Raw genomic sequence first — 17512 nt, 5'->3', positions numbered from 1 at the left:
ATGGAATATTTTTTAGAGGTAGTTTTACCAATTCCTTTGGAAAAGCTTTTCACCTATAAAATATCGGAAGCAGAAGCCGATTTTATTCAAGTGGGAATGCGAGTTGCCGTACCTTTTGGCAAGACCAAGATATACACCGCATTGGCCTACAAAGTGCATACCCATGCTCCAGAAGCCTACGAACCCAAAGAGATTTATCAAATTCTGGACGAACGGCCCGTAGTGGACAAAGTGCAGTTGAAGCATTGGGAATGGGTGGCCAATTATTATATGTGCACGTTGGGCGAAGTTGTTCGGAGCGCCCTGCCCAGTGCCTTTTTGTTGGAAAGCGAAACCCTAATTTTGCCCAACAAAAATGTAAAGGTAGACGAATTGCAACTCACCGATGACGAGTTTTTGATCTACGAAGCACTTCAACATCAAACCGCATTGAAAATCTCCGAGGTCAGCGATATCCTGGATAAAAAAAATGTGTTGAAAATAGTCAATGCCTTGGTGTACAAAGGTATTGTGCTTCAAAAAGAAGAACTGTACGAACAATACAGACCTAAATTGGTACGCTATGTTAAGCTCGCTGAGCAATTTGAAGGCGAAGAACAACTATCCGAACTGCTGAACGATCTAACCAGGGCTCCCATGCAGAGCCAAGTGGTTCTTTCTTTATTTCAATTAAGGGCCAAAAGCGCCAAACCCATACCTATTTCGGAACTGGAAAAGGAGAGCGGGGGTTCCCGTTCGGTAATCAAAGCCTTGATCGATAAAAATATTCTGGAAGAATACCATATCCGAAAAGATCGGGTGGAGTTCGATGGGCGATCGGGTGATGTTGGAGCTATTGAATTGAACGAGCATCAACATCGGGCCCTAGACGATATACAGCATGGGTTCGACGTAGAAAAACCCGTATTGTTGCATGGGGTAACTTCTTCAGGAAAAACAGAGGTGTATGTAAAACTCATCAAAAAATGTCTGGATGAAGGAAAGCAAGCGCTGTATTTGCTTCCTGAAATTGCTCTGACCTCCCAATTGATCAACCGATTACAGCAATATTTTGGCCATCAAGTATCCGTATATCATTCAAAATATAGCATTCACGAAAGGGTGGAGGTATGGAACAATGTATTGAAAGATGCAGAAAAAGCTCGAATCGTAATTGGAGCACGTTCTTCACTTTTTTTGCCCTTTACCAATTTGGGATTGGTGGTCGTGGACGAGGAGCACGAGAATTCTTTTAAGCAATTCGACCCGGCACCAAGATATCAAGCCAGGGATGCGGCCGTTGTGCTCGCGGCATTGCATAGTGCAAATATTGTTCTAGGTTCTGCCACTCCGAGTATAGAGAGCATGTACAATGCTAAGACAGCAAAATATGGGTATGCATCCATGGCACATAGATTTGGCGATGTTTTAATGCCCGATATCAATTTGGTGGATATTAAGGAGGCTACCAGAAAACGCCGAATGAAAGGTCATTTTTCGGAAACGCTTATAAAGGCCATCGAGGAAGCGTTGGAAGAGGGGGAACAGATTATTCTTTTTCAAAACCGAAGGGGGTTTGCCCCGGTGGTGGAATGCACTACTTGTGGACACGTGGCCCAATGTCCCAATTGCGATGTAAGTTTAACGTACCACCAACACAGAAATCAATTGCGCTGCCATTATTGTGGGTATCATATGGCATTGCAACAAGCATGTTTGGCATGCGGTAGCCCTACATTGGACAATAAGGGCTTTGGCACAGAACAAATACAACAGGAGTTGGGACAGTTGTTTCCAGATGTTAAGGTTGGCCGTATGGATTTGGATACCACTCGTGGCAAATATGCTTATGAAAAAATTATTTCATCTTTTGAAAACCAAGAGATGGATATTCTAGTGGGCACCCAAATGGTCACAAAAGGACTCGATTTTAGAAATGTGAGCTTAGTGGGTATCATGAATGCGGATTCCATGCTCAATTTCCCCGATTATCGTGCCCACGAGCGAAGCTATCAAATGCTAACACAGGTAGCAGGTAGGGCAGGGCGTACCAAAAAGCGTGGTAAAGTACTGATTCAGACGTACAACCCTTATCATCAAATATTGCAGCAGGTAACTACGAATAATTATGATAAAATGTTCCAAGAACAGTTTTACGAGAGGGAACAGTTTAAGTATCCGCCCTTGGTGAGGCTCATAAAAATAACCTTGAAGGATAAGGACTTTAATAAACTGAACGAGGCCGCGGATTGGATGGCAGGCTCTTTGCGCAATGTGCTGGGGTCAAACATACTTGGGCCGGAATATCCGCCAGTGTCGCGAATTCGGAGAGACTACCTTAAAAACATCTTGGTTAAAATACCTAGAAATCAACCATTGGCCCAAACAAAAAATAGCATTAAAAGAATTGAAAAATCTTTTAATGCTATTTCCAAGTATAAAAGTGTTCGATTGGTCTACAATGTGGACCACATATAAGTAATTATACGTTGGCTAGCGCTTCGGCCAGTTCGGTTTTCTTGTTTCTACTCAATGGAATCTGTCTGCCCCCTACTTCAACATTTTTACTGTTGAATTTTTCAATCTTCTCCAGATTCACAATATAAGATTTATGGATACGTAGAAATTTTTCGGCCGGCAATTGCTTTTCGAAAGATTTCATTGTGGAAAGAATCACAATATTGGCTTCATCTGTCACCAATTTAATGTAATCACCCAACGCTTCTATCCATTTGATATCGTTTAGGATAACCTTACGCTTTTTAAGGTTGCTCTTTACAAAGATGTGCTCTTCATCTTCGTCCACCCTGTTCATTTGCTCGTATTTGGCAACGGCTCTTTTTACGGAAGCTTCAAAACGGGCCAAAGTTATGGGTTTGTGAAGGTAATCGGTTACGTCGTAGTCAAATGCTTTAAGTGCATAATCAGGTTTTCCAGTGATCAGAATTACCTGTGGAGGGTTCTCTAGGGCCTCTAAAAGGTCAAAACCACTTATGATCGGCATCTCAACATCTAAGAAGATAAGATCGATATCGTGGTTTTTTAAACCATTTTTGGCTTCAATGGCGTTGCTGTACTCGGCAACCAAGGCCAAATGTGGATGATTGTTGACCAATTTTGCCACGGCCATGCGCTGCATGGAGGAATCGTCTACAATTATACTTTTTAATTTCATGAATGGGGTGATTTGTAGGGTTTTAAATCATCGGCAAAGTACACAAAAAAGACGTTTAGGAGCAACAAAAGATGTAAACATGGTCTATTTTGTTGTGTAAATTACCATATGTGTTATTTAGGTTTACTAGGTTTAACAGTGTTGATAACTCTTGTACTTAAACGAAGTTTTTTTGGTTTTCTTGCAAGAGGAAAGAATTATTCTTAATTTTGCGCTCCTTTAAAAATATAGTATAATGAACCATTACGAAACTGTTTTCATTTTGAATCCCGTTCTGTCTGAAACGCAGATAGAGGAAACAGTCAAGAAATTCGAGGATTTCTTGATTAAGAATGGTGCCAAAATGGTCTCCAAAGAAGATTGGGGACTTAAAAAATTGGCCTATCCCATTCAGCACAAAAAAAGTGGATTTTACCACTTGTTCGAATTCCAAGCACCTGGCGAAGCCATTGGACCTTACGAATTGGAATTTAGAAGAGATGAGCGCGTTATGCGTTTTTTGACCGTTAAATTGGACAAGCACGCTATTGCTTGGGCGGAAAAAAGAAGAACTAAATTAAAAGCAAAGGCATAAGGGTATGGCATCTATAGAGCAACAAGCAAAATCAAAAAAAGACGGGGAAATCAGATATTTGACCCCGCTTAATATTGAGACCAGCAAGCAAAAAAAGTATTGTAGGTTCAAAAAATCGGGTATTAAGTACATAGACTATAAAGACCCGGATTTTTTGATGAAATTGGTAAACGAGCAAGGTAAATTGCTTCCAAGAAGACTTACAGGTACTTCATTGAAATACCAAAGAAAAGTGGCACAGGCCGTAAAACGTGCCCGTCACCTAGCGTTAATGCCGTATGTTGGCGATATGTTGAAATAAAAAACACCAGAGAATGGAACTTATTCTAAAAGAAGATGTACAGGATTTGGGATTTAAGGATGATATCGTTACCGTAAAGAACGGTTACGGCAGAAACTACCTTATCCCTCAAGGTTTGGCCGATTTGGCTACACCTTCTGCCAAAAAAGTTTTGGCAGAAAACCTAAAACAAAGAGCTCACAAGGAGAAAAAGGTAATAGATGAAGCAACCAAGGTTGCCAATGCGTTGAAGCAATTGGAAATCAAAATTGCTGCAAAAGTTGGTGCAGGCGACAAATTGTTCGGATCTGTAACCAACATAGACCTAGCCGCTGCCTTGGATAAAGAAGGGCACCAAATTGACAAAAAATTCATCAATATTAAAGGTGGAGCTGTCAAAAGAGTTGGTCCTTACGAAGCCATTATCAGATTGCACAGGGAAGTTATCGTAGAATTCCCTTTTGAAGTGGTTGCGGAAGCAAAATAAACTTCAGATAATAATACTATTAAAGCCCTCCTATTTTGGAGGGCTTTTTTATTTTGATCAATGTATCCCAATAATGGCCTGTTTGATATTTTAAGGTCAACATAGCGGATAGAGCAGCATTGTCGTACATTCAATGGTTAAAAAGTAGGATTTTAATGTTTAAATTTTCGTTAATAAATCATAAAGAGTTATGGCCGGCCAGTACTTTTTTTATCTATGTTTGTAATCGAACAAACTAATAACTAACTCGTTATGAATAAAATTCAACTCTTTGGACTGCTTTTTTTATTGGTATCCACTTCTGCTTTTTCACAGGTTACCACATCCAATATTCGAGGAACAGTTTCGGATGATCAGGGTGTGCCCTTATTGGGTGCAAATGTGGTGGCCGTGCACACACCGACCGGCACACGTTATGGTGCCATAACCAACGAGGAAGGACGCTTTAACCTCCTTAATTTAAGAGTAGGAGGACCTTATGAGGTTTCCATTTCTTATGTTGGATTTAAAGCAGAGTCGCAAAATGATGTTTTTTTATCGCTCGGTAAAACATTCAACCTTAATGTCAATTTGGCTTCCGATAGCCAACAATTGGAAGAAGTGGTGGTGGTATCGGATAGAGGAGGTACCTTTGGTAGTGACCGCACAGGTGCAGAAACCAGTGTAGGACGAAGGGAGCTGACCCGTTTGCCTACAATTTCAAGGTCGACAAACGATTTTACCCGATTGGAGCCCACTGCCAGTGCCGGTTCGTTTGGAGGAAGAAATGATCAATTCAATAACTTTTCACTGGATGGGGCCATATTTAATAACCCCTTTGGACTGGATGCTGCGCAACCGGGAGGGCAAACGGACGCCAATCCGATTTCCATCGATGCCATAGACCAAATCCAAGTAAGCATTGCTCCGTATGATGTTACCCAATCCGGATTTACGGGAGCTTCCGTAAATGCCGTCACCAAAAGTGGTACAAATGAGTTCTATGGAACCGTTTATGGTTTCTACCGTAACGAGGACCTTACCGGAGGTAAAGTAAAGGGCGATGATGTGTTCAAGGCAGACCTAAGCCAGTCTCAATACGGAATCAGCATAGGTGGCCCCATTGTAAAAAACAAGTTATTCTTCTTTGCCAACTTTGAAAAAGACGATAGGACGGATTTGGGAAGTGCGGGTTTTGTACCAAACAGAGGTACAGGAGGAATAAATGAATCTCGAGTGTTGGCCTCGGATTTTGAATTGGTTTCCAATATTTTAAGCCAGGTAACCATTGGAGACGGGCAGTTCTACGATCCAGGAAGTTTTGAAGGGTTTAATTTTGATCAAGAATCGACCAAAGGCATATTCAAGTTGGATTGGAACATAAACGAAAACAATAGATTGGCAATTATCTACAACTTCTTGAACGCCTCCAAAGAAAAGCCCGCACACCCGACCGCTTTGGGGTTCAGAGGGCCAAATCTAACCACACTGCAATTTGAAAATGCTGGTTATGAAATCAATAATAAAATTCGTTCGGTTCAACTGGAGTTAAATTCTACATTATCCGATCAAGCAATCAATAAATTACAGGTGGGATACACCCATTTTGATGATTTCCGAAATCCAAAATCCACACCGGCACCAACCATTACACTATTGGATGAAAATGGGAGTTCTAACTATATCATTGCAGGTCATGAACCTTTTTCCATTAATAACCGTTTGGATCAAAAGGTGTTTCAGCTTACCAACAACCTCAACTTTTTTGAAGGAGATCATACCTTTACAATCGGATTTTCCTTTGAACGGTTCGAGTTCGATAACTCATTTAATTTAGGCGCCTATGGTGCTCAAGGTGTCTTTTTTCCAACGGGTTCCATAGCAGATTTTAGAGATCCGTCCAACGAAGCCGATCTCGTAGCTTTCTATCAAGATGCATTTAATGCAGCCATAGCAGCGAACAATTCTTTGGAAGCAAATGGCGAGGGAAACCTTGGAGGATGGGCCCTGGCAGAAACCAATGTGGGGCAATTGGCTTTTTATTTGCAGGATGAATGGAATGCCACGGAGAATTTTAAATTGACTTATGGAGTGCGTTTTGATCGTCCTCTTTATTTCGATTCTTCTAGAAAAGCTCAGGATGTGATCAATGTTGCCCCTGCCTATGTTCCCGATATTCCCTATGTTAACCCTAATAATGGGGAGACCGTATTTTTTGACTCCACTAAAATGCCCACTGATCAGTGGTTGGTATCGCCTCGCCTAGGATTTAATTGGGATGTAAATGGGGACAATACCCTTCAGTTAAGAGGAGGAACAGGTGTGTTTACAGGACGTTTCCCTTTTGTTTGGTTGGGCAATCAAATAGCAAATCCAAATGTTTTCTTTTATCAAGTAGTAGACCCGGATTTTAAATGGCCGCAAGTATGGAGAACTAGCTTGGGTGCAGATTATAGATTCGATAATGGATTGATTCTTACTGCCGACCTTTCATATTCCAAAGATGTAAACGGCCCGCACGTACAAAACTGGGGCTTGACCGAACCATCTGAAACATTGCAAGGAGTGGATACAAGGCCAGTTTACGCCGACAGTGATTTGATCAACAATGCTTATGTATTCTCCAATTCCGATAAAGGTAGAATTTGGAACGCAGTCCTCAAGGCACAGAAAACTTTTGATAATGGCTTGTACACGAGTTTGGCCTATAGTTACCTAAATTCAAAGGATGTTAATTCCATTGAAGCGGAAATAACAGGAGATGCTTTTGTGGCCAATGCAATTTCCGGTAATGCCAATGATGATGTATTGTCCTACTCGAGGTATGGCGATACCCATAGGTTTGTGGGAGTTATTTCAAAGGCTTTTAAAACAGGGACCACCATTTCCGCGTTTTATGAGTACGCGCAAGGAGGAAGGTTCAACTATATTTATGGAGGAGATATCAACAACGATGGTTCGGCCATAAACGATCTTCTATATATACCCACTGCATCGGAAATTGGCCAAATGAACTTTGCCAGTGCCGATCAGGCCCAAGCCTTTGAACAATTTATTCAACAAGATGATTATTTAAGCGATAATCGAGGGGAATATGCCGAAAGATATGGAGCGTTGGCTCCTTGGAGAGGTAGATGGGACATGAAAATTCTCCAAGATATTAAGATTACCGACAAAAATACCATTCAATTAAGTGTTGATGTTCTTAATATTGGAAACTTGATCAGCTCTGACTGGGGAATTGTTGAAATTCCGCAAAATCAACAGGTTTTGGGAGTTACTGTTGACGAGAACAATGTTCCGACATATACTTTTGATACGAACTTTACTGATACCTTTAGCTCGGATACAAGCTTGTTGTCCAGATGGCAGGCTCAATTTGGAGTTCGCTATATATTTAACTAACTATTGCAGAAATACAGTGTAAAGGCTGCGCTATTGCGTAGCCTTTTTTATTTTTGCAGCATGAAATATAAAAGACTTTCTAAGGAACAACTGGAAGAACTGCACCCGGAATTTATCAACTTTTTGGCAACACAATCCATAACCGCAGATGAGTGGAAGACCATAAAAGAAGAAAAACCCGATGTGGCCGAAGAAGAGATTGATGTTTTCAGCGATTTAATATGGGAAGGTGTTCTGAACAAGGTGGAGTATTTGGAGAACATTTCCGAAAGGCACATGCATTTATTTCACTTGACGGATAAGGAAATGAAGTTATTTTCTGTGAAGATTCTTAATCCCGAAATCGACCTTCGGACCGAGGTAGGTTTTGGTTGGTTCAAAAGAAATTACCAATCCGACTTTGTGGAATACCTGTCAGCGTCCAAAGCCTATGGCGAGGATAAGAATGTCGATAAGTTCGAATTGATCAAGCAAGGTGCGGTAATCACTAAAGGAGAACTGTACCAATGGTTCGAGCAGATCATGGAACACTGATGGAAATTTAGAACCAAGAAATCAAGTTATCGAACCAGTGGTTACCCTGAAAGAGTTAAGCAATCGGGGAATCTTTTGTCCTTTTGGCTTTCCACCATTCTATCATCAAACGTATATTTGCACGAGAATTTAATACCACATGGCAAAAAAACCATCCATCCCAAAGGGAACCAGAGATTTTTCACCGGCAGAAGTGGCCAAGCGCAACTATATTATCCATACCATTAAAAAGCATTTTGAGACTTATGGTTTTCAACCGATAGAGACCCCATCTTTTGAGAATTATGATACTTTGATGGGTAAATATGGGGATGAAGGAGACCGTTTGATATTTAAAATCTTGAATTCTGGGGATTTTATCTCCAAAGTGGATGATGTTACCTACAGCTCCAAGAATTCAGCAACCTTGACGCCGAAAATCTCGGAAAAAGCACTCCGCTACGATCTTACGGTGCCGTTTGCCCGGTATGTGGTAATGCACCAGAACGAGATAGATTTCCCTTTCAAGCGTTATCAAATCCAGCCTGTGTGGCGTGCGGACCGACCACAAAAAGGGCGTTTTCGTGAGTTTTACCAGTGCGATGCCGATGTGGTTGGGGCCAATTCCCTGCTTCAGGAAGTAGAGTTTGTTCAACTTTACGATGCCGTTTTTACGGATTTGGGATTAGAAGGAGCTACCATCAAAATAAACAACAGAAAAATTTTATCCGGAATCGCAGAGATCATTGGGGCCAAACATTTGTTGGTCGACTTTACGGTGGCATTGGATAAATTGGACAAAATAGGCGAGGAGAAGGTAAAGGCGGAGATGTTGCAGAAAGGCATTTCCGAAGCTGCTATTGCCAAAGCACAGCCCTTGTTCGATATGTCGGGGACCGCAGCCGAGCAATTGGAAAAGCTAAAAGCCATTCTTGCTGATTCCGAAATTGGCATGCTCGGTGTGTCAGAACTGGAAGAAATTATTGCAACGATGGACCAGCTGGGATTGCAATCGGCCAAGCTTAAGTTGGACGTAACCCTTGCCCGTGGTCTCAATTATTATACAGGCGCCATTTTCGAAGTTGCAGCGCCGGAAGGGGTAAAAATGGGTTCCATTGGCGGTGGCGGCCGTTACGATGACCTTACCGGTATTTTTGGACTAAAAGATGTGAGCGGCGTTGGTATTTCTTTCGGATTGGACCGTATTTATTTGGTTATGGAGGAGTTGGGCTTGTTTCCGGACAGTCTGGACACATCTTTGGATGTACTGTGCCTCAACTTTGGTAAAAAAGAAGCGCAAGCTGCTCTAAAATTGGTGGCGGATCTACGTAGAAATGGTGTACGAGCGGATTTGTACCCTACGGATACCAAAGTACAGAAACAATTTAAATACGCAGATAAAAGAGGAGTGCCATATGTAATTCTTTTGGGTGAAGAAGAATTGAACACGAATGCTTTTGTGGTTAAAGAAATGAAGAGCGGCGGGCATAAAGCTTATGCTATTGATGCTGTGGCGAAGTTTGCCAAGGATATTATAAACTAGACTCTTTTTTTTATTTCTTGTACAATGGTTTTGTAATAGGTAGGTCCGTGTGGGACATATTTACCCACGGAGGCCAGTCCCCAAGTTTCTTCGGCAAACTTGAACAGGGGTATCAGGGCCAAATTTTCTACTTCGTTTTTTTGTTTAACAAGTTGGTCCAGTGGTGATTTGAGTTGGCACAAGTAAATGTGATGCAGCTCGGCATCGATAAAATCCTCGGAAATTTTATGTACAGCTTTAAAAGTTCCCAGGGATTTCAGGTCAGTTTCGTTTATGGTCAGGCCTATTTCTTCCCTAACTTCCCTTATGGCCGCAGCAACAACATTCTCGCCAGCGGAAACATGCCCTGCGACCGAAACATCCCAAAGTAAAGGATGGGTGGCCTTGTTTTTCCCCCGTTGCTGTATCAAAATACGACCATCTATAGTGTATAACCAAACATGGACGGTAGGATGCAAAAGCCCTTTTTGATGGGCTTCCGATTTTAAACAGGATTTCCCCGTCGGTTTTCCATGTTCGTCCAAAATGTCGATGCGCTCATCCATATTACCTAAAGATAAAAAAAAGTCACCCCGAAAATGTTTCAGGGTGACAGAATTTTATTAGCTGAAAATATGGATGGGGTTCAGTTAATCAAAATAACTAAAAGTTTCCCCATCTTTTATATTCAACAATGTTTCGTAGATCAAGCGGATTACGTTTTCCACATCGTCCTTATGTACCGTTTCCACTGTAGTGTGCATATAGCGCAACGGAAGTGAGATCAAGGCAGAGGCAACACCGCCATTGCTGTAGGCAAAGGCATCGGTATCCGTACCCGTAAAGCGGGAAGAGGCATTTCGCTGGAAGGGTATTTTATGGGCTTCTGCAGTTTCCAAAATACGCTCACGAAGTTTATTCTGTACCGCTGGAGCATACGAAACCACCGGACCGTCGCCAATCTTTGTTTCTCCTTCCGTCTTTTTATTGATCATTGGGGTAGTGGTGTCGTGGCAAACATCTGTAACGATCGCAACATTGGGTTTTATGGTCTGTGTAATCATTTCTGCACCACGTAGTCCAATTTCCTCTTGTACCGAATTGGTAATGTACAATCCAAAAGGAAGTTCTTTTTTGTTCTCTTTGAGCAAACGGGCCACTTCGGCAATCATAAATCCGCCCATACGGTTGTCCAAGGCCCTACAAACAAACTTGTCCTTGTTCAATATATGGAATTGGTCCGGGTAGGTGATCACGCAACCAACATGAACGCCCATTTTTTCCACTTCCTCCTTGTTCTTGGCACCTATATCGATAAAAATGTTGTCCAATTTTGGAGGCTCCTCCTTGGCTTTGTTCCTGGTGTGGATGGCAGGCCATCCAAAAACACCTTTTACAATACCATTTTTGGTGTGGATGTTCACCCATTTCGATGGTGCTATTTGGTGGTCGCTTCCTCCATTTCGGATAACGTAGAGCAAACCTTCCTCAGTAATATAATTAACGTACCAAGAAATTTCATCAGAGTGTCCTTCTATAACCACTCTATATTTGGCATCTGGATTGATTACCCCAACGGCAGTGCCGTAAGTGTCCGTAATAAACTCGTCCACATAAGGTTTTAAGTAATCCATCCAGATTTTTTGACCTTCCCATTCGTATCCGGTGGGAGAGGCGTTGTTTAAATATTTTTCTAGAAATTCGAGGGATTTTTCGTTGATGATATTCTTCTTTGCCATGAATATGATTTAGTCTACAAAAATAAGAATATTCACTTTTATTTAATAACCATATCATACCTTTATCCTTACTTTTGGCAAGACTATTGAGTAAAAAATCTTATGCTGCGTAACTGCTTACTTTTTGTTTTTATGGCAATTACGGCTCTTGGGTTTGCTCAGGAGCCTGCAAAGGATTCCCTTATGGTACCGTTGGATTCCACGGTAAATGATGCTTTTGATGACTACTATGTCCGATTTGAAGGGGACTCTATTTTAATGAGTTCAATTGCCTTGGACGAAGTTTATATTTTTGGTAAACTGGAATTCGCCGACCAAAAGGATAAACTCAGATATTACATTCTTCGAAGAAAAACCTTAAAAGTGTATCCATACGCTAAATTGGCCGCTGAACGATTGGTGGAGTTGAACGATAGCCTACAGCACATCAAAAAACGGAAACACCAAAGACGTTATACCCGAAAGGTCCAAAAATATATAGAAGGGGAATTTTCCGAAGAATTAAAAAAGTTGACCCGGACCGAAGGTCAAATTCTAGTAAAGTTGATACACCGTCAAACCGGGACAACAGCCTTTGATTTGGTTAAAGAACTGCGTAACGGTTGGCGGGCCTTTTGGTACAATACCACAGCAAGTTTGTTCAAAATCAGTTTAAAGGAAGAGTTTAGGCCAGAAATTGTCCACGAGGATTATTTAATCGAGGATATTTTGCAAAGGGCTTTTGCTGCCAGTCGATTGGAGCGACAAAAATCAGTTTTGGATTACGATTATGCCCAATTGACCAATAAATGGAAAAACACACCACCAAGTGCAGAGAATTAATCTTTGGGCTTTTTTCCAAATATGGCTTCCATTACAATGCCTACCGATCTAAATCCCAAATAAATGGCCAAAATGGCAAAGAGGGCACCTAAAATTAAAACGGGCCAGTAGAATGGATGTCCTTCATTCTTAAAGGCCTGATAAATTAAAACAGGTCCCATGAACATGGCCAGTACTGTGTAACCAAACGATTTTATTCCTTTTACCAGAAGTTCCTTGTTCGTATGCCTCATGGGACCAAAGTAGGAATATTAGCTTATATTTAAAGGATATCAAACCAATAAATTAAGCATGGAGCTACTAATTCTCGGAGTTGTCGTCCTTTTTATCATTATTGCCACCGTAAAATTTAAAATGCACCCAATTTTCTCTTTGACCATTGCTGCGGTGGCCTCTGGTTTTTTGTTGGGGATCGCACCTCAAGAAATAATGTCGACCATGGCGGAAGGTTTCGGGAAAACACTTTCGGGCATAGGTTTGGTGATCGCTTTTGGAACCGTAATAGGGATTTATTTGGAAAAAACCGGAAGTACCCAGATTTTGGCCAATAGTATTTTAAAAGTAATCGGGCTTAAAAGGTCTCCTTTGGCCATTAATTTGGCGGGATTCGTAATATCCATTCCTGTTTATTGTGATTCGGGGTACATAATACTTTCATCTTTGAACAGGGCCATAAGTAAAAAAACCGGTATCCCTGCTTTGGTATTTGCCATTGCGTTGGCGACCGGATTGTATTCGGCGCACGTATTTGTGCCGCCAACACCGGGACCGTTGGCCGCTGCCGCCATTTTAGATGCTGATTTAGGTACAGTTTTAATTCTAGGGCTTTTGGTTGCGGTCCCTGTTTCTATCTCTGGTTACGTTTGGGCGCGGTTTATAGGAAAAACTTTGAACGAGGAGGAGCATAAGGAGCAAGTGGTGGAAAAAAGCGAGCTTGGCGCTACTATAAAACCATATAGAGCTTTCCTGCCTTTATTGGTGCCTATTGTTTTGATCGCTATGAATTCAATTGTGAACTACCCAACAAGACCGTTGGGGGAAGGGTGGGTGTTTTTTACTTTTGATTTTATAGGGAGTCCCGTAATTGCATTGTTGGTCGGGGTAATTTTTGCCTTTGCGCTGGGCAGTAAATTTTCGTCAGAACAAAAAAAAGATTGGGTTCCCGAAGCGTTTAGGCAAGCAGGGTCCATAGTGCTGATTACCGGGGCCGGAGGTGCATTTGGAGCCATTTTAAGGACTATGGACATTGCTTCTATCATAAATTTGGAGTCCAGTAGCGGTATTGGTGGTCTGCTGATAGCTTTTGTGATTGCAGCGGTTCTCAAAACAGCCCAGGGCTCGTCCACTGTTGCCATAATTACCACATCCGCAATTATAGCACCTTTATTGGAAACCTTTGGTTTGATTGCCATAACGGAAAAAGCACTCGCAGTTTTGGCCATAGGCGCTGGGGCCATGACAGTTTCGCACATAAACGACAGCTATTTTTGGGTGGTTTCTCAATTTTCCAATATGAACGTAAAAACAGCCCTGAGAGGTCATACTTTGGGTACACTCATCCAAGGTGTAATCGGTATTTTAATGATTTTGATCCTCTATGTGCTGCTCTAAAATGCTATTGTACAATAAGGCTCGAAGTATATTCCTGTGCCACGGCAAAGAAACCCAGCGCATAGTCGTTGGGCCGTTCCACATTATCCAAAATAGTAATATTGTCCAGTCCGGTAATATCGAACACATTGCCGCGAACGGTTGCCACCGGAGTTTGAAAAAACCCACCATCGTTCTGGGTCTGCTCAAGAACCAAATCCATGTAGTTGTAGAATTCCTCTGTAGAGCCTAGAATACTTACGGTTACCTCGTCGCCGGCAGAAATTTCATCATCGTAGAAATAGGAGAATTCAAATTGTTGACCTTGGAAGAATTCATCTTCGATCACCAAAAACTCATTGTACATAAAATCGAACACATAGTAATTGTCCTTAGTACCATCATCGGTGAATGTTACCTTTATTTCGGTTTCATCTTCATCTATAAATGTGTCCATACCCTGTTCCAAATTGTCTATGGGCACCGTATGTGCATATTCCGTCTGCGCAAAGTACTTCCTGTCCTTGTGTGTAAGCTGTAGGATAAACACAACACCTGGCTCTGCCGAGGCAGTCCTAATTCGCTGATCTGTTGTGAAATTTGGGTCTGGAACATATACTCCTGTACCCGGGGCTTCCTCGGTCAGGTTGCAAAAAGATAGCGTTTCAAACAATCCTTCGTCTGTTAGAACCCCATAGCTTATCACTGCATTTTCCACTTGCGTGGGTTGGTTCTCATCAAAAAACTGACTGGTTTCGCGCATGGTGATCCTTACGTCCACAAATTCTTCACTTTTGTCAACACGTAAAAGTCCATCAACTACCAGTCGTGCTTCCACTTCGGGTAGATCCACATCGATGGGGTCTTCGCAAGCGCCAATAATTAAAGTGATAAAAATGTATGTTATAATCCTTTTCATATCACTAGAATTTAAAATTATAGGTTACGGACGGAACTATGCCAAAAATAGCGGTACGAACGGCTTCGTTACGCCCAGTATCCTCATTTTCCCTAAAATTGATGGATGCCGCATTTTTACGGCTGTAGGCATTATAAATACTAAATACCCATTCGGATTGTATTTTCTTGCGGCTGTTTCGTTTGGGTGTTAGGGTGGCGGAAATATCCAATCGATGATAATCCGGTAACCGTTCTTTATTGCGCAAACCGTAATAGGGGACATTTACACCTTCAAACTCGAACTGACCAATGGGATAGTTGGTAGGTTGCCCTGTTTGATAAACAAAATTGGCATTGATATTCCATTTTTCGTTTAGGTCAAAGCTTCCGTAAACGGAAAGGTCGTGGGTTTTGTCATACGGAGTATTGTACCAATCCCCAAAATTGATTCCGGTCTCCAGATTGGAACGTCCAGAATCGAACCCTAGTTCCCTGCCAGGGGTTCTTTGTTCCGATTTGGAGAGTGTATAGGCCAGCCAACCCTTGAACCGTCCTTCATTTTTTCGGAACAGGACCTCCAATCCGTATGCCCTTGCCTCTCCGTTCAGTATTACCCTTTCTATAGCCTTGTTCGCAATAAGGTTGGCTCCATCTATATAATCTATCCTGTTTTGGATGTCCTTATAAAAGGCCTCGGTCTCCAAACTGTATTCACCATTTTTTATATTTCTAAAATATCCCACGGCGTATTGATCTAGCAATTGCGGCTTTACAAAAGGGCCACTTGGTGTCCAAACATCCAAGGGCGTAGGGGAGTTGGTATTGGATAATAAGTGCAGATACTGGGCCAATCGGGTGTAACTTGCTTTAATGGAGTTTTTTTCCTTGAACGAATAAGACATGGAAATTCTAGGCTCCAGATTAAAAAAGGTCTTGAGGGTTTCTCCTCGCCCAGGACTAATCGTATCTATTGCCTCCCCTTCACGGTAAGTAAGGGTAAAAGGGTCAAATTCAACTGGGTTGTTGTTCTCGTATACGTAAAATTCATCTTGTCCAAAACGATTGAATTGGCTGGCCCTTAACCCATATTGTATACTTAGGTTGTTTGTTATTTTTTGCTCTACGTCGATATATGCAGCATTTTCATTTGCATATTTTTTGGTCAACTGTTCTTCCAGAATGCCCGAGTCGGGACTGTTGGGTACAATTTTTCCGGGATTGAACACATAGTAAATACCATTCACACCATAATTTAATTGAAACTTGTCGTTCAAGTAGTGTTTGAGGTCATATTTAATGTTAAAGTTACGAATGCCCGAATCCCATTCAAACCCCACAAAATCAAGTTCTAAGCCATAATAATAATCGGAATAGATCAAAGAAAGATTGGAGAACAGTTTGTCGGAGAACAAATGGTTCCAGCGTAAATTTCCGACGGCATTCCCATAGACATTAACAAATCGCTCGTTTACATTAAAAAGGTCGCGGCCAAAGTACCCGGATAGGAATATGTTGTTGTTTTCGTTTATTCTGTGATTGATTTTTGCGTTCAGATCATAAAAGTATGCCTTGCTGTTGATGTCGAACAAGGGCAAGAACAAATGGGCGTACGAAGCTCTACCTCCAATTAAAAAGGCTGCTCTATCTTTTTGGATGGGCCCTTCCACGAGCAATCGACTGGCTACCGCACCGATACCTCCGTTTACTTTTAAATCTTTACTATTGCCCTCTTTCTGAAAAATATCGAGTACGGATGAGACCCTACCACCATACCTAGCGGGAATTCCTCCTTTAAAAAGCTTGACATCCTTAATGGCATCCGGATTAAAAACGGAGAAGAACCCGAAAAGGTGGGAAGAGTTAAAAACGGTCGCCTCATCCAATAAAATCAGATTTTGGTCGGCGGCCCCACCGCGAACATTAAATCCGGAAGAGGCTTCACCGGCATTTGTGACCCCGGGCAACAACACCAAGGATTTTATAACATCTGCCTCGCCAAGTACCACGGGCACTTGCTTTATGGTCTTTGCGGCCAAAGTGGTCACGCTCATTTGTGGTTTACGGATATCCAGTCGTTCCACATCTTCCGTGACCACAACTTCCTCTAATTCTTCGGCTTTTTCAAAAAGATTAAAGTCCTGCTTTCGATTTTGGTCGAGATTTATAATCTCTATTACTTCTTGAAAACCGAGATAACTAACGATTACCTGGTACTGCCCTTTGGGCAGGGTGATGGAATAAAAACCATATTCGTTTGTGGTCGTACCGGTTTTGAGCTCGGAAATGGCCACGGTTACTCCGATCAGGGTCTCGTTACTGGTAGCTTCGGAAATTGTACCGCTCAGTGTGTAGCGCTGTTGGGCCTGGAGCACAAAAAAATGCCCAAACAGGGCGAGCAATAGTGCAAGTAAATGTCTGGGCATTCGATTGGTTTTTTTAAAAGTACACATTTCCACAAAAGAAGAAAAATGAAAATGGTGAACTCGGGTTTTTTAACATATCCCACCACAAAAATAAAAGGGTGACCTTGATCAGATCACCCTTTTG

At 41.8% G+C, this 17512-nt stretch carries 15 protein-coding genes; 9 read left to right on the top strand and 6 right to left on the bottom strand.

Annotated elements, in window-relative coordinates; genetic code table 11:
- On the top strand, positions 1-2457 hold the full coding sequence (priA, locus tag ABTP35_RS00145; RefSeq protein WP_293294977.1) for a primosomal protein N': 2457 nt from the start codon (positions 1-3) through the stop codon (positions 2455-2457).
- Positions 2458-2461: 4 nt separating this feature from the next.
- Here priA and ABTP35_RS00140 read toward each other — a convergent pair whose 3' ends face one another.
- Positions 2462-3154: a LytTR family DNA-binding domain-containing protein gene (locus ABTP35_RS00140; RefSeq protein ID WP_293294979.1), complete on the bottom strand. Its 693-nt coding sequence runs from the start codon at positions 3152-3154 to the stop codon at positions 2462-2464.
- 235 nt (positions 3155-3389) lie between these two features.
- Between ABTP35_RS00140 and rpsF the strand changes: the two genes are divergently transcribed.
- The 6 genes from rpsF (at position 3390) to hisS (ending at position 9935) form a co-directional block, all read left to right on the top strand.
- Positions 3390-3728 carry a 30S ribosomal protein S6 gene (rpsF, locus tag ABTP35_RS00135; protein ID WP_224836657.1) on the top strand — a complete coding sequence of 113 codons (339 nt, stop codon included), beginning with the start codon at positions 3390-3392 and terminating at the stop codon, positions 3726-3728.
- A gap of 4 nt (positions 3729-3732) precedes the next feature.
- Positions 3733-4029 carry a 30S ribosomal protein S18 gene (gene rpsR / locus ABTP35_RS00130; RefSeq protein WP_014031368.1) on the top strand — a complete coding sequence of 99 codons (297 nt, stop codon included), beginning with the start codon at positions 3733-3735 and terminating at the stop codon, positions 4027-4029.
- Positions 4030-4042: 13 nt separating this feature from the next.
- Positions 4043-4495, top strand: coding sequence for a 50S ribosomal protein L9 (rplI, locus tag ABTP35_RS00125; protein WP_252079964.1), 453 nt, complete (start codon positions 4043-4045; stop codon positions 4493-4495).
- Positions 4496-4747: 252 nt separating this feature from the next.
- The gene (locus ABTP35_RS00120) at positions 4748-7879 is read left to right on the top strand and encodes a TonB-dependent receptor domain-containing protein (RefSeq protein WP_293294982.1); all 3132 of its coding nucleotides are present in this window, start codon (positions 4748-4750) and stop codon (positions 7877-7879) included.
- Between the two features lie 60 nt (positions 7880-7939).
- Positions 7940-8413, top strand: a complete 474-nt coding sequence (locus tag ABTP35_RS00115) for a DUF6495 family protein (RefSeq protein ID WP_224836660.1) — start codon at positions 7940-7942, stop codon at positions 8411-8413.
- Positions 8414-8552: 139 nt separating this feature from the next.
- Positions 8553-9935 (top strand): histidine--tRNA ligase, encoded by a 1383-nt coding sequence (gene hisS, locus ABTP35_RS00110; RefSeq protein WP_293294986.1) that lies wholly within the window; start codon positions 8553-8555, stop codon positions 9933-9935.
- Here hisS and ABTP35_RS00105 read toward each other — a convergent pair.
- Together ABTP35_RS00105 and ABTP35_RS00100 are read right to left on the bottom strand one after the other, a co-directional pair.
- Entirely contained in the window at positions 9932-10480 is a 549-nt protein-coding gene (locus ABTP35_RS00105; protein ID WP_252079960.1) for an NUDIX domain-containing protein, read from the bottom strand. The genes hisS and ABTP35_RS00105 overlap by 4 nt on opposite strands.
- Before the next feature lie 84 nt (positions 10481-10564).
- Positions 10565-11653: a M42 family metallopeptidase gene (locus ABTP35_RS00100; protein ID WP_224836663.1), complete on the bottom strand. Its 1089-nt coding sequence runs from the start codon at positions 11651-11653 to the stop codon at positions 10565-10567.
- Between the two features lie 132 nt (positions 11654-11785).
- Here ABTP35_RS00100 and ABTP35_RS00095 point away from each other — a divergent pair, with 132 nt between their 5' ends.
- Positions 11786-12475: a DUF4294 domain-containing protein gene (locus ABTP35_RS00095; RefSeq protein WP_369884688.1), complete on the top strand. Its 690-nt coding sequence runs from the start codon at positions 11786-11788 to the stop codon at positions 12473-12475.
- Here the strand turns inward: ABTP35_RS00095 and ABTP35_RS00090 are convergent.
- Entirely contained in the window at positions 12472-12708 is a 237-nt protein-coding gene (locus ABTP35_RS00090) for a DUF6095 family protein (protein ID WP_224836665.1), read from the bottom strand. The two genes, ABTP35_RS00095 and ABTP35_RS00090, sit on opposite strands and share 4 nt — an antisense overlap.
- 58 nt (positions 12709-12766) lie before the next feature.
- Between ABTP35_RS00090 and ABTP35_RS00085 the strand changes: the two genes are divergently transcribed.
- On the top strand, positions 12767-14086 hold the full coding sequence (locus tag ABTP35_RS00085) for a GntP family permease (RefSeq protein WP_293294990.1): 1320 nt from the start codon (positions 12767-12769) through the stop codon (positions 14084-14086).
- 4 nt (positions 14087-14090) lie between these two features.
- Here ABTP35_RS00085 and ABTP35_RS00080 read toward each other — a convergent pair whose 3' ends face one another.
- Both ABTP35_RS00080 and ABTP35_RS00075 read right to left on the bottom strand, forming a co-directional pair.
- The gene (locus ABTP35_RS00080) at positions 14091-14984 is read right to left on the bottom strand and encodes a DUF4249 family protein (RefSeq protein WP_293294992.1); all 894 of its coding nucleotides are present in this window, start codon (positions 14982-14984) and stop codon (positions 14091-14093) included.
- Positions 14985-14988: 4 nt separating this feature from the next.
- Positions 14989-17388 carry a TonB-dependent receptor gene (locus ABTP35_RS00075; protein ID WP_293294994.1) on the bottom strand — a complete coding sequence of 800 codons (2400 nt, stop codon included), beginning with the start codon at positions 17386-17388 and terminating at the stop codon, positions 14989-14991.
- Between the last annotated feature and the right edge of the window lie 124 nt (positions 17389-17512).

This window comes from Flagellimonas alginilytica (genome assembly GCF_042134605.1).
In the GTDB taxonomy this organism is placed as follows: domain Bacteria; phylum Bacteroidota; class Bacteroidia; order Flavobacteriales; family Flavobacteriaceae; genus Flagellimonas; species Flagellimonas alginolytica.
This window is presented reverse-complemented; position numbering and strand designations above follow the sequence as displayed.